This is a genomic window from Amycolatopsis sp. NBC_01286 (assembly GCF_035982555.1).
Classification (GTDB): domain Bacteria; phylum Actinomycetota; class Actinomycetes; order Mycobacteriales; family Pseudonocardiaceae; genus Amycolatopsis.
In genome coordinates, this window is the sequence record NZ_CP108428.1 from 318831 (window position 1) to 332624 (window position 13794).

Consider the following 13794-nt stretch of genomic DNA (forward strand, 5'->3'; position numbering starts at 1 on the left):
GTCACTTGCTTGCCTTTTCGAGGTGTCGCAGCACGGCCAGCTCCTCTTCGGTGGGGGCGGGGGTGACCGTGAGGTCGTCCGCGACCTTCAGTGTCCACCCGGTCGCCGCCACCGCGCGCTCCAGCTCGACGCCCGGGTGGAGCTCGGTGAGGGTGAGCTCCGCGGTCTCCGGGTCGGGGCGCAGCAGGCCCAGGTCGGTGACCACCAGGGTCGGGCCCCGGCCCGGCAGACCGAGGCGTTCGCGGTCGCCCTTGCCGGTGCCGTGGCCGAAGGACGTCACGAAGTCGACCTTCTCGACGAACGCGCGGGGGTTCTGCCGGAGCACGACGAACACCTCGCGGCAGGACGCGGCGATCTCCGGGGCGCCGCCCGCGCCGGGCAGGCGGACCTTCGGATTGTGGTAGTCCGAGCCGATCACGGTGGTGTTGATGTTGCCGAACTTGTCCAGCTGGGCGGCGCCGAGGAAGCCGACGTCGATGCGGCCGGGCTGGAGCCAGTAGTTGAAGATCTCCGGGACGCTGACCACGGCGTCGGAGGTGTCGGCCAGCTCGCCGTCGCCGATGGAGAGCGGGAGGCGGGACGGCTTCGCGCCGAGGCAGCCGGACTCGTAGATCAGGGTCAGGTCCGGGGCGTGGGTGCGGCGGGCCAGGTTGGCCGCCTTGCTCGGCAGGCCGATGCCGACGAAGCAGGACATGCCGTCGCCGAGGGCGCGGGCGGCCGCGACGCTCATCATCTCGTCGGCGGTGTAGTCGGTGCTCATGCCGTTGCCTCCGCGGTGGAGCCGGTGTCGGGGGTTGGCGCGGTGGGGACCGGGGCCGTGGGCGCCGCCTCGGGGAAGGAGGCGGCGACCGCCCGGCCGGACGGGGTCGCGCGAGCCGGATCCACGCCGGCTCGGCCGAAGACCGCCGCGCCGGAGAAGGGGGCCGCGACCTCGCGGCCGAGCGCCCGGGAAGACGTGCTGCCGGTGGGCTGCGCTCGGGAGAACCCCTGGCCCACGGCCGAGGCGGGGGTCATGCCGTTACCCCGGTCAGGTTGTTGAGCCACTTCGTGAACGCCTCGCGATCGCGGCCCACTTCGTCCCAAGCCTGGTAGGCCGAGTTGTCGCGTTCGTAGTAGCCCGCCGCGTAGGACGGCTTGGCGCCGCCGGGGACTTCCGACACCGCCGTGACTACCCAGCCCGGGAGGATGACCGCGCCGGGGCGCGGTTCCAGTTCGTCGACGATCTCCTCCACAGTGACCAGCGAGCGTTTCGCCGCCAGGACCGCTTCTTTCTGGACGCCGGTGATGCCCCACATCTGGACGTTTCCCGCGCGGTCCGCGCGCTGGGCGTGGACGATCGTGACGTCCGGGTTCAGGGCGGGCACCGCCGTCAGCTGCTCGCCCGTGAAGGGGCAGGTGATCGGCTTGATGGTGTCGGTCTGTGCCGGGAGATCCGTGCCCGTGTAGCCGCGCAGGACCGCGAACGGGAGGCCCGACGCGCCCGCGACGTAGCGGTTCGCCATGCCCGCGTGGCTGTGCTCCTCGATCTCGAGGGGCACCGGCCAGTCGTGCTGGACCGCGTCGCGGAACCGGTGCAGCGAGCCGACGCCGGGGTTGCCGCCCCACGAGAAGATCAGCTTGCTCGCGCAGCCGGCGCCGATGAGCTGGTCGTACACGATGTCCGGGGTCATCCGCACCAGCGTGAGGTCACGCCGCCGCTGGCGGATGATCTCCTGCCCGGCCGCGACCGGGATGAGGTGCGTGAAGCCCTCCAGCGCGACGGTGTCGCCGTCGTGCACCAGCCGGGCCACGGCCTCTTCCAGCGACAGCAGCTCCGCCATCCCGCACTCCCACCTGTTCGCATCACGCACACTCGTTCTGTCATCGAACATAACACGATGGCCGGGGCGGCGACCAGACGTCTTCCACCCAATGGATGACGCAGGCACGACGAAGGGGACTTTTCCCGCCGTTCGCGCGAGACGGTCGCGCTAGAAGAGCCCCTTCGAGAACAACGATCAGCCGATCCGGACCAGCCGTGAGCCGTGGGCCGGAACAGCCGAAGCGGTCCACGAACCCCGGAACCGGCCGAGATCCGTCCGGGCGACCAGGTCACGCACCGGGCTCGCCCCGTGACCACCGAGGTCCACCCGGATGTCCGCCGGTGCCGAGCCCAGGTTGTAAACGGCCGCGTACGTCCGGCCGTCCGGGGCGCGCTTCCGCCACACCTGGAGGTCGCCGCCGGTCACCTGGGTCGGGTAGGCCCCGGCCTGGTCGACGCGGATGACCTCGGGATTCGTCAGGATCGACACCGCGGCGGAGTCCAGGAAGCAGATGTCTCCCCCGACGTACAGCGGCGATGACGCCATCGACCAGAACGTCATCACGCTCTGCCGTTCGACGTCGGAGATGCCGTCCTGGATGCCGCTGCCGGTGTTGTTGCTGATCGGCATCGAGTCCAGGTCCGGCCGGAACTGCGGCCCGAACACGCCCTGCCACGAAGGCAGGTCCGCCCAGCGCGCCTTCACCGAGCTGTCCCAGGAGGACACCGTGTCGCAGTAGCACTCGACGTCGGTGTCGATGCGCACGCCGTTGGCGTGGGGAGCGAGCGCGGGCCCGATGGATCGCGGCACCGGCCACGCGCTCGCCGTCAGCCACATCGGCCGCCGCGCGTGGTCGATGGCCGCGGACCACGCCCTGATGTCGGCGACGTTGTCCGCCGTCGTCCCGTCGACCTTGACGAAGTCGACGCCCCAGGACGCGAACCGGGACACGATCGAGTCGTAGTACTTCTGCGCGCACGGGTTCCCGAAGTCGACCTTCCAGTTGCCGCCCCAGCCGTTGGACGGGGTCAGCGGCCGGTACGCGATGTCCTGCGCGTGGCACGACGTCCCGAGGATGGGCGCGTTCTTGTCGTAGACCTCCTTCTCCAGCCCGGTCACTGCGTACAGGCCGAGCTTCAGCCCGCGCGAGTGAACGTAGGAGGCCAACGCGGGGATCCCGGACGGGAACCGGCCCGGGTCCGGCGTCGGAATGCCGTTGACGTCGGTGTGGAACACCCACGCGAGGTCCGCGTTCCAGCCCGAGTCGATGTTGACGTTGGTGTAACCGGCGGACTTGAGCTTGCCCGCGAGGGCGTCGGCCGCGTCGCGGATGTGCCCTTCGTTCAGCCACGAAGTGCCGTAACCCGCGCGGGTCGACGACTCCAGGCTCCAGCTGCTCCAGCCCATGAACGGCTTGACGAACGGCGTCCGCGCATCGGCCGTGGGCACCAAGAAGGCCAGAAAACCCAGTACAGCGAGGAAAACGGAAAGGAGACGCTTCAAGAGAGACACTCCTCGGGTGGGGAAAGGGGGAACTACTCCTTCAGGCCGCTCGCCGCGATCCCGCTGACGATGAACCGCTGTGCGACCAGGAACATCGCGACCAGCGGCGCGATGGTGACGAGCGCGCCGGCGAACAGGGCCGGCAGGTTGACCGACTGCGCGGTCAGGAACGTGGAGAGGGCGATCTGCGCGGTCCACGACGACGGGTCCTGCCCGATCACCAGCGGCCACAGGAACGCGTTCCAGCTTTCGATGAACATCAGCGCGCCGAGCGACGCGATCATGCTCCCCGAGTTCGGCAGCACGAGCCGCCGGTAGACGCCGAGGTAACCGAGGCCGTCGAGCCGCCCGGCCTCCTCGATCTCGGCCGGGAACCGCAGGTAGAAGTTGCGGAAGAGGATCACGGTGAACGCGCTGAACAGGTTCGGCGCGATGATCCCCCACTCCGTGTTGACCCCGCCCAGCGAGCCGACGACGACGAACGTCGGCACGAACGTGACCGACTGCGGGATCATCAGCGTGACCAGCACGTACGTGAACACCGCACGCCGTCCCGGCACATTGATCCGGGCCAGCGCGTAGCCGGCCATCGAGCCGAACAGCGTGCCGACCGGCGCGGTCACGATCGCGACCAGGAACGAGTTCCACAACGAGTGCGCCATCGGGACCGACGCGTCGGCGAACAGGTCGCCGAAGTTGACCCACGACAGCGGGTCCGGTAGCCACGACCAGTCCGGCGAGGTGACCTGCTGACGCGTCATCAGCGCGTTGCGCAGCATGATGTAGAACGGCAGCAGGAAGATCACCGCGAGCACCGAGGCCAGGACGTACTTCGGCGCTTTCCGGGGAACTGTGAGGACGGCCATCAGTCCTTCTTCCCGAAGCCGACGAACCGGCCCTGCAGCAGGGTGATCACGACGATGAGCACGGTCAGCAGGAACGCGCCCGCCGAGCCGACGCCATAGTTCTGGTCGCCGAGCGCGGAGTCGTAGAGGTAGACCAGCGGCGGCTTCACCGGCGCCGTCGCGGTGCCGGACAGCCCGGTGCCGAACAGGTTGTAGAACTCGTCGAACGCCTGGAACGCCGCGATCAGGATCAGCAGCAGCACCGCGACGGACGTGTTCCGCAGCTGCGGCAGCGTGATGTAGCGGAAGGCCTGCCACTTGGTCGTGCCGTCCAGCTCCCCCGCCTCGTACAGCGACGGCGAGATCGCCTTCAGCCCCGCGAGGAACAGGATCATGTACAGCCCGACCTGCAGCCACAGCCGCAGCGTCACCACCGCGACCCAGTACACCGGCGGGCTGGTCTCCGACAGCCACGGCACCGGCTCGGCGCCGAACAGGCCGCCGAGCACGTTCGCGACGCCCGAGGGCAGGCCGTTGAACAGCGCCATCTTCCACACCAGCGCGGCGACGACGTACGACACCGCGGCCGGGATGAGGAACACCGTGCGGAAGAACGCCTTGCCGCGGCGGATGCTGTTGATCAGCACGGCGAGGCCGAGCGACGCCACGAAGGTGATCGGCACGATGAACACCGTGAACAGCGCGATCGTCGACAGCGACGTCAGGAAGGCGTCGTTGCCGAGCAGGAACGCGTAGTTGTCGAAGCCGATCCAGTGGCCGATGGTGATGGTGCCGCGCGCTTCGTTGAAGCTGAGCAGGAAGCTCCACGCGATCGCGACGTACTTGAACAGCCCTAGCCCGAGCACCACCGGGCCGGTCAGCACGGCGAACGCGCCGATCGCGCGCCAGTCCCGGCGGCGACGGCGTGGTTTCTTCGCCGCCGCCGGGACGGCCGGGGCCTCCATCACGGCGGTCATCAGGCCAGCTGCTTGTCGACTTCGGCCTGGGCCTTCTTCGCCGCGTCCCCCAGCTCGGCCGCCGGGTCCGCCCCGTTCGCGATCTTCGTCGCGGCCTGCAGGAACAACGTCGCCGACGCCTTGTTCCACAGGCCCGAGTAGGACTTGTCGTTCTGCTGCGAGATCGTGACGGCGTCCTTGGCCGGGCCGCTCGAGAACTCGGTCGTCTGCGCGGCGACCGGCTTGCGGGCCGGGATGTGGAAGCCGTACTTGACGCACCAGTCCTTCTGCAGGTCGGCGTTCTTGATCCACAGCCAGTCGATGAACTGCTTCACCGCATCCAGATGAGCGGACTTCGCGTTGGCCAGCTGGTACCAGCCGCCGACGCGGGCGACCTGCTTGCCGGCGTCCCCGAACTTCGGCCACGCGACGACGCCGACGTCGTCACCCAGGGCCTTCTTGACGTCCGGCAGCGACCACAGGCCGCCCCACTGCATCGCGGTGGCGCCGTTGGCGAACGCGCCGGGGTCGGACCAGTCGGTCGGGTAGCCCTGGAGCAGGCCGCCGGTGTCGTGCAGCTGCTTGAGCCCGGCGATCGCGGCGACGGCTTCGGGAGCGGCGAACGCGACCTTCTTGCCGCTGCTGTCGAAGAAGTCCGCGCCGGACGACCAGAGCAGCAGGGTCGCGGCCTCGCCGACGCCGTCGGTGCCGACGTACAGGCCTTTCTGCTTGCCGGTGTTCAGCCTGCGGGTCGCGTCGAGCAGCTCGGCGAACGTCTGCGGCGGCTGGACGCCCGCGGCCTGCAGCGCGCTCTTGCGGTAGTACAGCATCATGACGTCGTCGATCATCTTGACGCCGTAGATCTTGTTGTCCACCGTCACCGTGTCGAGCGCGGCCGGGCTGAAGTCGGCCTTGGCCGGCGCGATGACGTCGTCGAGCGGCGCGAGCAGGCCGTTCTTGACGTTCTGGTACCGGAAGTCGCCCAGCTCGAACAGGTCCGGCGCCTGCGCGGTGAGCATCGCCGAGTTGAGCTTGGTCTCGTAGTCGCCGGCGATCCAGCTGACGTTGAGCGCGATGTCCGGGTTGGCCTTGGTGAACTCCTGCGCGTACCGCTGGACCGCTTGCTGCGTCCCGGATTCGCCGTACGCGTGGTACCACTGCTGCAGCGTGACCTTGGCGCCCGAGGGGGCACCGGCGTTCTTGTTCAGCGGGTCCGTGGTGCAGCCCGCCAGGGCCGCTCCGCCGGCGAACAGGACGGAACCGACCAGGAAGCTTCGACGATTCAGCGTAAATTTCTGGGGGCTCACAAGGGACTCCTTAGACGCTCTCGGCGACGAAAAGACTCTGGATGGCGACGGCGGCCGCGCCCCGCGCCCACTCCTCGAACGGCAGCGGCCGGATGACCAGGCCGCAGCGGGCGGCGCTGCCGAACGCCTGGACCGCGAAGGTCCGGCGGATCTGCTCCTCGAACAGGTCGTAGGTGGCGACGCCTTCCCCGGAGACGACGACCCGTTCCGGACCGAACAGGTTGACCAGCGCGGCCAGGCCGAGCCCGATCGCGTGGCCGGCCGCGGCGAACACCTCGCGCAGCGGCTCGTCACCGCCGCGGGCGCGCGTCACGGCGTCGTCCATGGTCAGCGTGGGTTCGCCGGAGACGTCACGGGCGCGCAGAAGGATCGCTTCGGTGGACGCGATCGCTTCGACGCAACCGCGGCCGCCGCAGTGGCAGAGCGGGCCGCCGTCGGCGACCGGGACGTGCCCGATCTCGCCGGCGACGCCGTGCGCGCCGCGGACCAGCGCGCCGTCGACGACCAGCGCGCTGCCGATCCCGGTGCCCACGGTGACCAGGGCGAACGATGACGCGCCGACGCCCTCGCCGAACCACTGCTCGGCCACGGTCAGCGCCTTGACGTCGTTCTCCAGCGTCGTCGTCAGGCCGGTCGCCTCGTCGAGCAGCTCGGCGAGCGGGACGTCGCGCCAGCCGAGGAACGGCGAGTAACGGACGATCCCGGACGCGCGGTCGACGTCGCCGGACACCGCGACGCCGAGGCAGTAGGCCCGCTCGCGGAGGTTGCTGGTGCCGTCCGGCGTCGGCTCGGCAAGCAGCTCCCCGACGAGGTCGGCGAGCGCCCGCACGACGTGCTCGACGTCGTGGCTCGTCAGCGCGTGGTGGGCGGTGGCGCGGACGTCGGCGCGCAGGTCGGTGACCACGCCGATCAGGTCGTCGCCGGTGATCTTGACGCCGACGAAGTACTCGCGGTCGGGGCGGATGGCGAGCGGGTTCGCGGGGCGCCCGGCCCCCGGCGTCGTCCGGCCTTCGGAGGCGAGTTCTTCGAGGTAACCGGCGTCGATGAAGGGCCGGGCCGCCTTGGTGACCGCGGCGGAGGAGAGCCCGGTGCGCCGGGCGACGTCGACGCGGGAGACCGGCCCCTCGGTCAGGACCGTGGTGAACACGGTCGCGGCCGCGGGACTGGTGATCGGCGCCCTTGCCGGTGCACTGCGAGGCATGGCCGGAAGGGTAGGCAGTACTAATTAACTTCGTCAAGAATTTATTTTTCGGCTGGTCGTGCCTACGCTCAGGACCATGTCGCTCGTGGAACACGACCCCGCGCACCGGCTGTGGCTGCTGCGCACCCCGGAGAGCTCGTACGCCTTCCGGCTCGACGCCGACGACCGGCCGCGGCACGTCCACTGGGGGCCGCCGCTCACGCTGGCGCAGGCCACGCAGGTCGCCGAGCGCCGCAACCCGGCCGAGAGCAGCTTCGACGAGCCAGGCGACGAGCGGCTCGAACTGCCGGCCGAGGGCGGCGCGTTTTTCGGCGTCGCGGCGCTGGCCGCGCGGTTCGAGGACGGGACGTCGGCGCTGGAGTGGCGTTACGCGGGGCATTCCAGCACCGAAGACACCCTGGACTTGCGGCTCGCGGACCGGCACTACCCGCTGGAACTCTCGCTGCACTACCGCGTCCGCGGCGACGTCATCGAGCGGTGGACGACCCTGCGCACCACCGGGGACGCGGAGATTGCCTTGCTGCGCACGGATTCCGCGTCCTGGACGCTCCCCCGGCGCGACGGCGCGCGGCTGAGCAGGACGTCCGGTGCCTGGAGTGCCGAGTACGGCGTGCTGCGCGAACCGCTGCCCGTCGGCGAAACCACGCTGACCAGCCGTCGCGGCGTGTCCAGTCACCAGGTCAACCCCTGGGTGATGCTCGACGCCGGTGACGCGACGGAGACGTCCGGCGAGGTCTGGTCGACCGCGCTGGCGTGGAGCGGCAGCTGGCGGATCACGGTCGACCACACGCACACCGGCCGCGTCACCTGGACCGGCGGGTTCGGGCACGAGAACGTCTCTTGGCGGCTGAAGCCCGGAGAAACCTGGGAGACGCCGGTGTTCGCCGGGCTCTACGCGGCCGACGGCTTCGGTGGCACGAGCCGGCGTTGGCACGCTTACGTCCGCGAGTTCGTCCAGCCGCACTCCGGCGAGCTGCGGCCGATCGTCTACAACTCCTGGGAAGCGACCGGCTGGGACGTCGACGAGCAGACCGAAACACGACTCGCCGAGGCCGCGGCGAAGCTCGGCGCCGAGCTGTTCGTGATGGACGACGGCTGGTTCGGCGCCCGCACCGGCGACACCGCCGGCCTCGGCGACTGGACCGCCAACGAGCAGCGCTTCCCCGCCGGGCTCGGGCCGCTCGCCGACGCGGTGCACGCGCACGGGATGAAGTTCGGGCTGTGGGTCGAGCCGGAGATGGTCAACCCGGACAGCGACCTCTACCGCGCGCACCCGGACTGGGTGCTGCACATGGCGAACCGCACGCGCACGACGTTGCGCAACCAGCTCGTGCTCAACTTCGCCCGCCCGGACGTCGCGGACTGGGCGCACAAGTGGCTCGACCGGCTCGTCGGCGAGCACGGGATCGACTACCTCAAGTGGGACATGAACCGCGCGTTCACCGAGGCCGGGTGGCCCTCGATGGCGGATCCGGGACGGCTGTGGGTCGACCACGTCCGCGCGGTCTACGCGATCTTCGACCGGCTGCGGGCCGATCACCCCGGCCTGCGGATCCAGGGGTGCGCGGGCGGCGGCGGCCGCACCGACCTGGGGATCCTCGCGCGCACCGACGAGATCTGGGCGTCGGACAACACGGACGCGGCCGACCGGATCACCATCCAGCACGGCTACGGCCAGCTCTACCCCGCCGGCACGATGTCGGCCTGGGTCACCGACAGCCCGAACCCGACCACCGGCCGGGAGGCGCCGCTGAGCTTCCGGTTCCACGTCGCGATGGCGGGCGTGCTCGGCCTGGGCGGGGACCTGCCTCGCTGGAGTGCCGCAGAACTCGAAGAGGCGACAGCGCTCGTGGCGCTGTACAAGGAGATCCGGCCCGTGGTGCAGCACGGCGAGCTGTACCGGCTGGCCGATCCGGCGCGCTCGGCGCTGACCGCGGTGCAGTACGTCCTGGGCGGTGACGTCGTGGTGATCTTCTGGCGGCGGCCCGCGGAGTTCGCGCGGCCGGTCACGCCGCCGCGCCTGGCCGGGCTGGATCCGGCGGCGCGGTACCGGGACCAGGACGGCGTCGTGCACCACGGCGCGGTGCTGCTGAGCCACGGGATCGACGTCGCGCTGCCGGGGAGCGGCTACGCGAGCGCGGTGGTGCGGCTGACCAGGGTCTGAATACCCACGCCGACCGGAGTCACCAGGACGGGTGAGCAGGATTGACTTTCACCGGCTGCGCGTCGAATGTGAAAGGTCTTCACTTCGCCGCTCGCCAACGGAGGCAGCATGCGCAGGCGCCTGTTCACCCTTCTCGCCGTGCCCGCGATCGCCGCGCTCGCCTTCGCCGCCCCGGCGTCGGCGTCGGCGAGCACCAGCTACCACGAGTACGTGGCGCTGGGTGATTCGTGGACCGCCGACGTCTTCGTCACTCTCCCGCCCACGACGCAGTTCACCCCGCTCGACTGCGCTCAGTCCACTTCGGACTACCCGCACGAGGTGGCCGGCGCGCTCGGCGTCGAAACCTTCCGCGACGCGAGCTGCGGCGGCGCCGCGACGCCCGACTTCACGCAGCCGCAGAAGCTGCCGCTCGGCGGGACGAACCCGCCGCAGTTCGACCGGCTCACGCCGACCACCGACCTGGTGACCGTCGGCATCGGCGGCAACGACATCGGGCTCGCCTCCGCCGTGACCAAGTGCCTCAACCTGCTGCCGGTGAGCACGTGCAAGGCGAAGTTCACCGCGGGCGGCGTCGACCAGCTGGAGAACGCCGTCGCGGCGACCGAGCCCAAGATCGCCAACGCGCTGCAGGCGATCCACGCGCGCTCGCCGCAGGCGCGGGTCCTGCTGGTGAACTACCTCGCCGGGCTGCCCGCGAGCGGGAAGGGGTGCTGGCCGGTGATCCCGATCGCCGACGGCGACGTCGCCTACCTGCAGGCGAAGTTCCTCCAGATGAACGCCATGCTCGCGCGGGTCGCCGGGGCCAACGGCGCCGAGCTCGTCGACACCTACACCCCGACCGTCGGGCACGACGCGTGCCAGGCGCCCACCGTGCGCTACGCCGAGGGCCTGATCCCGGTCTCGGTGAGCAACCCGCTGCTGCTGGCCTTCCCCTTCCACCCCAACGGCGCGGGCGCGGCGGCGCAGTCGGAGATCGTTCTCGGGGCGGTCCAGCGCGGCTAGGCGGTGTCCTGCAAGTCTGCTCGATGGGCTTCGTGATCCAGGTGGTTCCTGACGGCGCGAAGACCGCGAGCTTGACTTGCAGGACACCGCCTAAGCTGTCCGGGTGCCCAAGATCGTGGTGACCCGGTGGATTCCCGACGACGCGGTGGCGGTGCTCGCGCAGGCTGGCGAGGTCGTGGTGTCCCCGGCGGACCGGCCGCTTTCGCCCGCCGAGCTGCACGAGTTCGCGGCCGGCGCGGCGGCGGTGGTCGGCATGCTCCACGACCGGCTCGACGGCGCGCTCGCCGACGCCGCCGGGCCGGATCTCAAGGTCGTCGCGAACGTCGCGGTCGGCTACGACAACGTCGACGTCCCGGCGCTGGCCGGACGCGGCGTCGTCGTCACCAACACCCCCGGTGTGCTCACCGACGCCACCGCCGACCTCGCCTTCGGCCTGCTGCTCGCCGTCACGCGACGCCTCGGCGAGGGTGAACGGCTGCTGCGTTCGCGCACGCCGTGGTCGTTCCACCTCGGGTTCCTGCTCGGCTCGGGCCTGCAGGGCAAGACGCTCGGGATCGTCGGGTTCGGCCAGATCGGCCGGGCGATGGCGAAGCGGGCCGAAGCGTTCGGCATGTCGATCGTCTACACCGGACGGTCGAAGCAGGGTTCCGTTTCCTTCGAAGAACTCCTGGAGCGCTCGGACGTCGTCTCACTGCACTGCCCGCTGACGCCGGAGACGCGGCACCTGATCGACGCCGCCGCGTTGCGCGCCATGAAACCCGGCGCCTACCTGGTGAACACGACCCGCGGCCCGGTCGTCGACGAGGCGGCCCTCGCCGACGCGCTCGAGGCCGGGGAGATCGCCGGCGCCGCGCTGGACGTCTTCGAGCACGAACCCGACGTCGAACCGCGGCTGCTCGGCCGCGACGACGTCGTGCTCAGCCCGCACCTCGGGTCGGCCACCGTCGAGACCCGCACTGCGATGGCCGTGCTGGCCGCCCGCAACGTCGTCGAAGTGCTCGGCGGGCGTGCCCCGCTGACGGAGGTGAAGCCGTGACCCGCGTCGTGATCGCGCCGGACAAGTTCAAGGGCAGTCTCACCGCGGTCGAGGCCGCGGAAGCCATCGCGCTCGGCGTGCGGGACGCGCTGCCGGACGCCGAGATCGTCACCTGCCCGGTCGCCGACGGCGGCGAAGGCACCCTCGACGTGCTGGAAGCCGCGGGCGCCCGGATCGTCCGGCTGACCGTCCGCGGCCCGCTCGACGAACCGGTCAAGGCGCGCTACGCCGTGCTCGACGGCACCGCCTACGTCGAGTCGGCGCGCGCGTGCGGCATCGAGTTCGTCGAGCCCAGCCCGGAAACAGCGCTGGCCGCGCACACCTGGGGCGTCGGCGAGCTGCTCGGCGACGCGCTCATGCACGGCGCGACGCGGCTGGTCCTGACGGTCGGCGGCACGGCCAGCACCGACGGCGGCGCCGGCATGCTGAGCGCGCTCGGCGCCGGCGTGCTCGACGCGTTCGGCGCCCCGGTCGGCCTCGGCGGCGGCACGCTGTCGCGGGTCGCGTCGACCGAGCTGACGCCGGTGCGGGAGCGGCTCGAAGGCGTGCGTGTCGCGGTCGCGACGGACGTCACGAATCCGCTGCTCGGCCCGGACGGCGCGGCGGCGGTGTTCGGGCCGCAGAAGGGCGCGGGCCCCGAAGAGGTGGCGGCGCTCGACGCGGCACTCGGCCGCTGGGCGCACGCGCTGCAGGTGGGCGGCGCCCCGGACCTGTCACGGGTGCCGGGTGCGGGAGCGGGCGGCGGCGTCGCGGCGGGCGCGATCGCGGGCCTCGGCGCGACGGTGGAGTCCGGGTTCGACCTGATCGCCGGGCTGACCGGGGTGGACGCCGCCCTCGACGGCGCGGACCTCGTCATCACAGGCGAGGGATCACTCGACGAGCAGAGTCTCAACGGCAAGGCCCCGGCGGGAATCGCGGCGCGCGCCCGGCCGCGCGGGGTGCCGCTGATGGCGCTGGCGGGGCGGATCCAGCTCGACGAGGCCGGGCTGGCGAGCCTGGGCGTCATCGCGAGCAGCGCGTTGATCGACCACGCGGAATCACTGGACCACGCACGGGCGAACGCGGCCGAGCTGCTGCGCGTGCGGGCCGCGATCCTGGTCAGCGCCTGGCGGGCTCGTTAGCCGGTCTGCCGCGACTGGTCGTGAGTGGTAATGCGGGTTCTAACCCGCATTACCACTCACGACCGCGGTCAGCTCGTGTGCTGCGGCAGCACGGCGAAGGCCACTCCGCCGGCGTCGTCCTCTTGGACGTCGAGCACCTTGTCGTCCAGGAGCGCCGCTGCCTGGGGTTCGAGGAACACCTTCGGTCCCTCATCGGCGCCGAGCACGCTGTCACCCTCCGCGGGTTCCGGCGCCACGGACAACGCCAGCTGGGCGCTTTCGCCCTCGGCGTTCTGGACCGCCAGGCGGAGCCCGGCGTCCCCGTCGCCCTGGCTGGTCAGTGCGGTGATCGCCTCGGCGGCGGCTTCGGTCACGGTCAGCATCTTCGGCCTTCCCTTCGTCGCGGTCCGGTGCACTGGGGTCCCACGCTAAATGCGCCCGAACGGACGCGCAGCGTGAGCGGATCAGCCCTGTCTCGCCTCGCGGATGGCGTCCGCCACGGAGCCGCCCGCGTAGTCCGCCCGCTCGCCCGGATCCGGGTTCGCGTGGCGGTGGGGCACCTCGTCGTCGGGGACGACCTGCTCGTAGTCCGCCGGCGCGTCCTCGACGGTTTCGTCGAGCTCGGCCGCCGGGGTGGCCGCGAGCGGGCGGTCCGGGATCGGGTCCGGCTCGGTGTCCGGCTCCTCTTCCGCGAGCCGCAGGTCGATCGGCTCGCCCTCGCGGACCTCTTCGGGCGTGGTGCCGTACCGATCGGCGGCGCTCCAGTGCTCGGGCGGTTCGACGCCCTCTTCTAGCGGGTCGACGCGCAGCTCGTCCTCGTCCAGCGCCTCGCTGGGGCTCAGGCTGTCCGATTCGGCCGAGTCGCGGTCGCTCACTGG

The 13794-nt window shown here is 71.1% G+C and carries 14 protein-coding genes; 4 read left to right on the forward strand and 10 right to left on the reverse strand.

From position 1 onward, the window contains the following. Position 1: 1 nt before the first annotated feature. The 8 genes from OG570_RS01460 to OG570_RS01495 form a co-directional block, all read right to left on the reverse strand. Positions 2 to 760: a CoA-transferase subunit beta gene (locus OG570_RS01460; RefSeq protein ID WP_326955293.1), complete on the reverse strand. Its 759-nt coding sequence runs from the start codon at positions 758 to 760 to the stop codon at positions 2 to 4. After that, a complete protein-coding gene (locus OG570_RS01465; RefSeq protein ID WP_326955294.1) occupies positions 757 to 1014 on the reverse strand; it encodes a hypothetical protein in 258 nt (85 codons plus the stop codon). The genes OG570_RS01460 and OG570_RS01465 overlap by 4 nt, the downstream gene beginning before the upstream one ends. After that, positions 1011 to 1820, reverse strand: a complete 810-nt coding sequence (locus OG570_RS01470; protein ID WP_326955295.1) for a CoA transferase subunit A — start codon at positions 1818 to 1820, stop codon at positions 1011 to 1013. The genes OG570_RS01465 and OG570_RS01470 overlap by 4 nt, the downstream gene beginning before the upstream one ends. 177 nt (positions 1821 to 1997) lie before the next feature. Continuing rightward, on the reverse strand, positions 1998 to 3305 hold the full coding sequence (locus tag OG570_RS01475; protein WP_326955296.1) for a glycoside hydrolase family 27 protein: 1308 nt from the start codon (positions 3303 to 3305) through the stop codon (positions 1998 to 2000). 32 nt (positions 3306 to 3337) lie between these two features. Continuing rightward, complete coding sequence (locus OG570_RS01480; RefSeq protein ID WP_326955297.1) at positions 3338 to 4171, reverse strand: carbohydrate ABC transporter permease; 834 nt, start codon at positions 4169 to 4171, stop codon at positions 3338 to 3340. Beyond that, the gene (locus OG570_RS01485) at positions 4171 to 5127 is read right to left on the reverse strand and encodes a carbohydrate ABC transporter permease (protein ID WP_326955298.1); all 957 of its coding nucleotides are present in this window, start codon (positions 5125 to 5127) and stop codon (positions 4171 to 4173) included. The genes OG570_RS01480 and OG570_RS01485 overlap by 1 nt, the downstream gene beginning before the upstream one ends. Further along, a complete protein-coding gene (locus tag OG570_RS01490) occupies positions 5127 to 6413 on the reverse strand; it encodes an ABC transporter substrate-binding protein (RefSeq protein ID WP_326955299.1) in 1287 nt (428 codons plus the stop codon). Before OG570_RS01490 ends, OG570_RS01485 begins: the two co-directional genes overlap by 1 nt. Before the next feature lie 10 nt (positions 6414 to 6423). Then, the gene (locus OG570_RS01495) at positions 6424 to 7614 is read right to left on the reverse strand and encodes an ROK family protein (RefSeq protein ID WP_326955300.1); all 1191 of its coding nucleotides are present in this window, start codon (positions 7612 to 7614) and stop codon (positions 6424 to 6426) included. A gap of 76 nt (positions 7615 to 7690) precedes the next feature. Between OG570_RS01495 and OG570_RS01500 the strand changes: the two genes are divergently transcribed. The 4 genes from OG570_RS01500 to OG570_RS01515 all read left to right on the forward strand — a co-directional run bounded on the left by OG570_RS01500 (position 7691) and on the right by OG570_RS01515 (position 12937). After that, on the forward strand, positions 7691 to 9778 hold the full coding sequence (locus tag OG570_RS01500) for an alpha-galactosidase (protein ID WP_326955301.1): 2088 nt from the start codon (positions 7691 to 7693) through the stop codon (positions 9776 to 9778). A gap of 108 nt (positions 9779 to 9886) precedes the next feature. Next, positions 9887 to 10780, forward strand: coding sequence for an SGNH/GDSL hydrolase family protein (locus OG570_RS01505; RefSeq protein ID WP_326955302.1), 894 nt, complete (start codon positions 9887 to 9889; stop codon positions 10778 to 10780). A 103-nt stretch (positions 10781 to 10883) separates the two neighbouring features. Next, complete coding sequence (locus tag OG570_RS01510) at positions 10884 to 11816, forward strand: 2-hydroxyacid dehydrogenase (protein ID WP_326955303.1); 933 nt, start codon at positions 10884 to 10886, stop codon at positions 11814 to 11816. Further along, positions 11813 to 12937, forward strand: coding sequence for a glycerate kinase (locus OG570_RS01515; protein ID WP_326955304.1), 1125 nt, complete (start codon positions 11813 to 11815; stop codon positions 12935 to 12937). Before OG570_RS01510 ends, OG570_RS01515 begins: the two co-directional genes overlap by 4 nt. Before the next feature lie 68 nt (positions 12938 to 13005). Here the strand turns inward: OG570_RS01515 and OG570_RS01520 are convergent, their stop codons facing one another. Then, positions 13006 to 13299: an iron-sulfur cluster biosynthesis family protein gene (locus OG570_RS01520; RefSeq protein WP_247062237.1), complete on the reverse strand. Its 294-nt coding sequence runs from the start codon at positions 13297 to 13299 to the stop codon at positions 13006 to 13008. Between the two features lie 81 nt (positions 13300 to 13380). After that, the gene (locus tag OG570_RS01525; protein WP_247062236.1) at positions 13381 to 13791 is read right to left on the reverse strand and encodes a hypothetical protein; all 411 of its coding nucleotides are present in this window, start codon (positions 13789 to 13791) and stop codon (positions 13381 to 13383) included. Positions 13792 to 13794: the final 3 nt, after the last annotated feature.

Coding starts and splice junctions, on each gene's coding strand:
- OG570_RS01460 (WP_326955293.1), bottom strand. CDS start 760: ATGAGCACCGACTACACCGCCGACGAGATGATGAGCGTCGCGGCCGCC.
- OG570_RS01465 (WP_326955294.1), bottom strand. CDS start 1,014: ATGACCCCCGCCTCGGCCGTGGGCCAGGGGTTCTCCCGAGCGCAGCCC.
- OG570_RS01470 (WP_326955295.1), bottom strand. CDS start 1,820: ATGGCGGAGCTGCTGTCGCTGGAAGAGGCCGTGGCCCGGCTGGTGCAC.
- OG570_RS01480 (WP_326955297.1), bottom strand. CDS start 4,171: ATGGCCGTCCTCACAGTTCCCCGGAAAGCGCCGAAGTACGTCCTGGCC.
- OG570_RS01485 (WP_326955298.1), bottom strand. CDS start 5,127: ATGACCGCCGTGATGGAGGCCCCGGCCGTCCCGGCGGCGGCGAAGAAA.
- OG570_RS01495 (WP_326955300.1), bottom strand. CDS start 7,614: ATGCCTCGCAGTGCACCGGCAAGGGCGCCGATCACCAGTCCCGCGGCC.
- OG570_RS01500 (WP_326955301.1), top strand. CDS start 7,691: ATGTCGCTCGTGGAACACGACCCCGCGCACCGGCTGTGGCTGCTGCGC.
- OG570_RS01505 (WP_326955302.1), top strand. CDS start 9,887: ATGCGCAGGCGCCTGTTCACCCTTCTCGCCGTGCCCGCGATCGCCGCG.
- OG570_RS01520 (WP_247062237.1), bottom strand. CDS start 13,299: ATGCTGACCGTGACCGAAGCCGCCGCCGAGGCGATCACCGCACTGACC.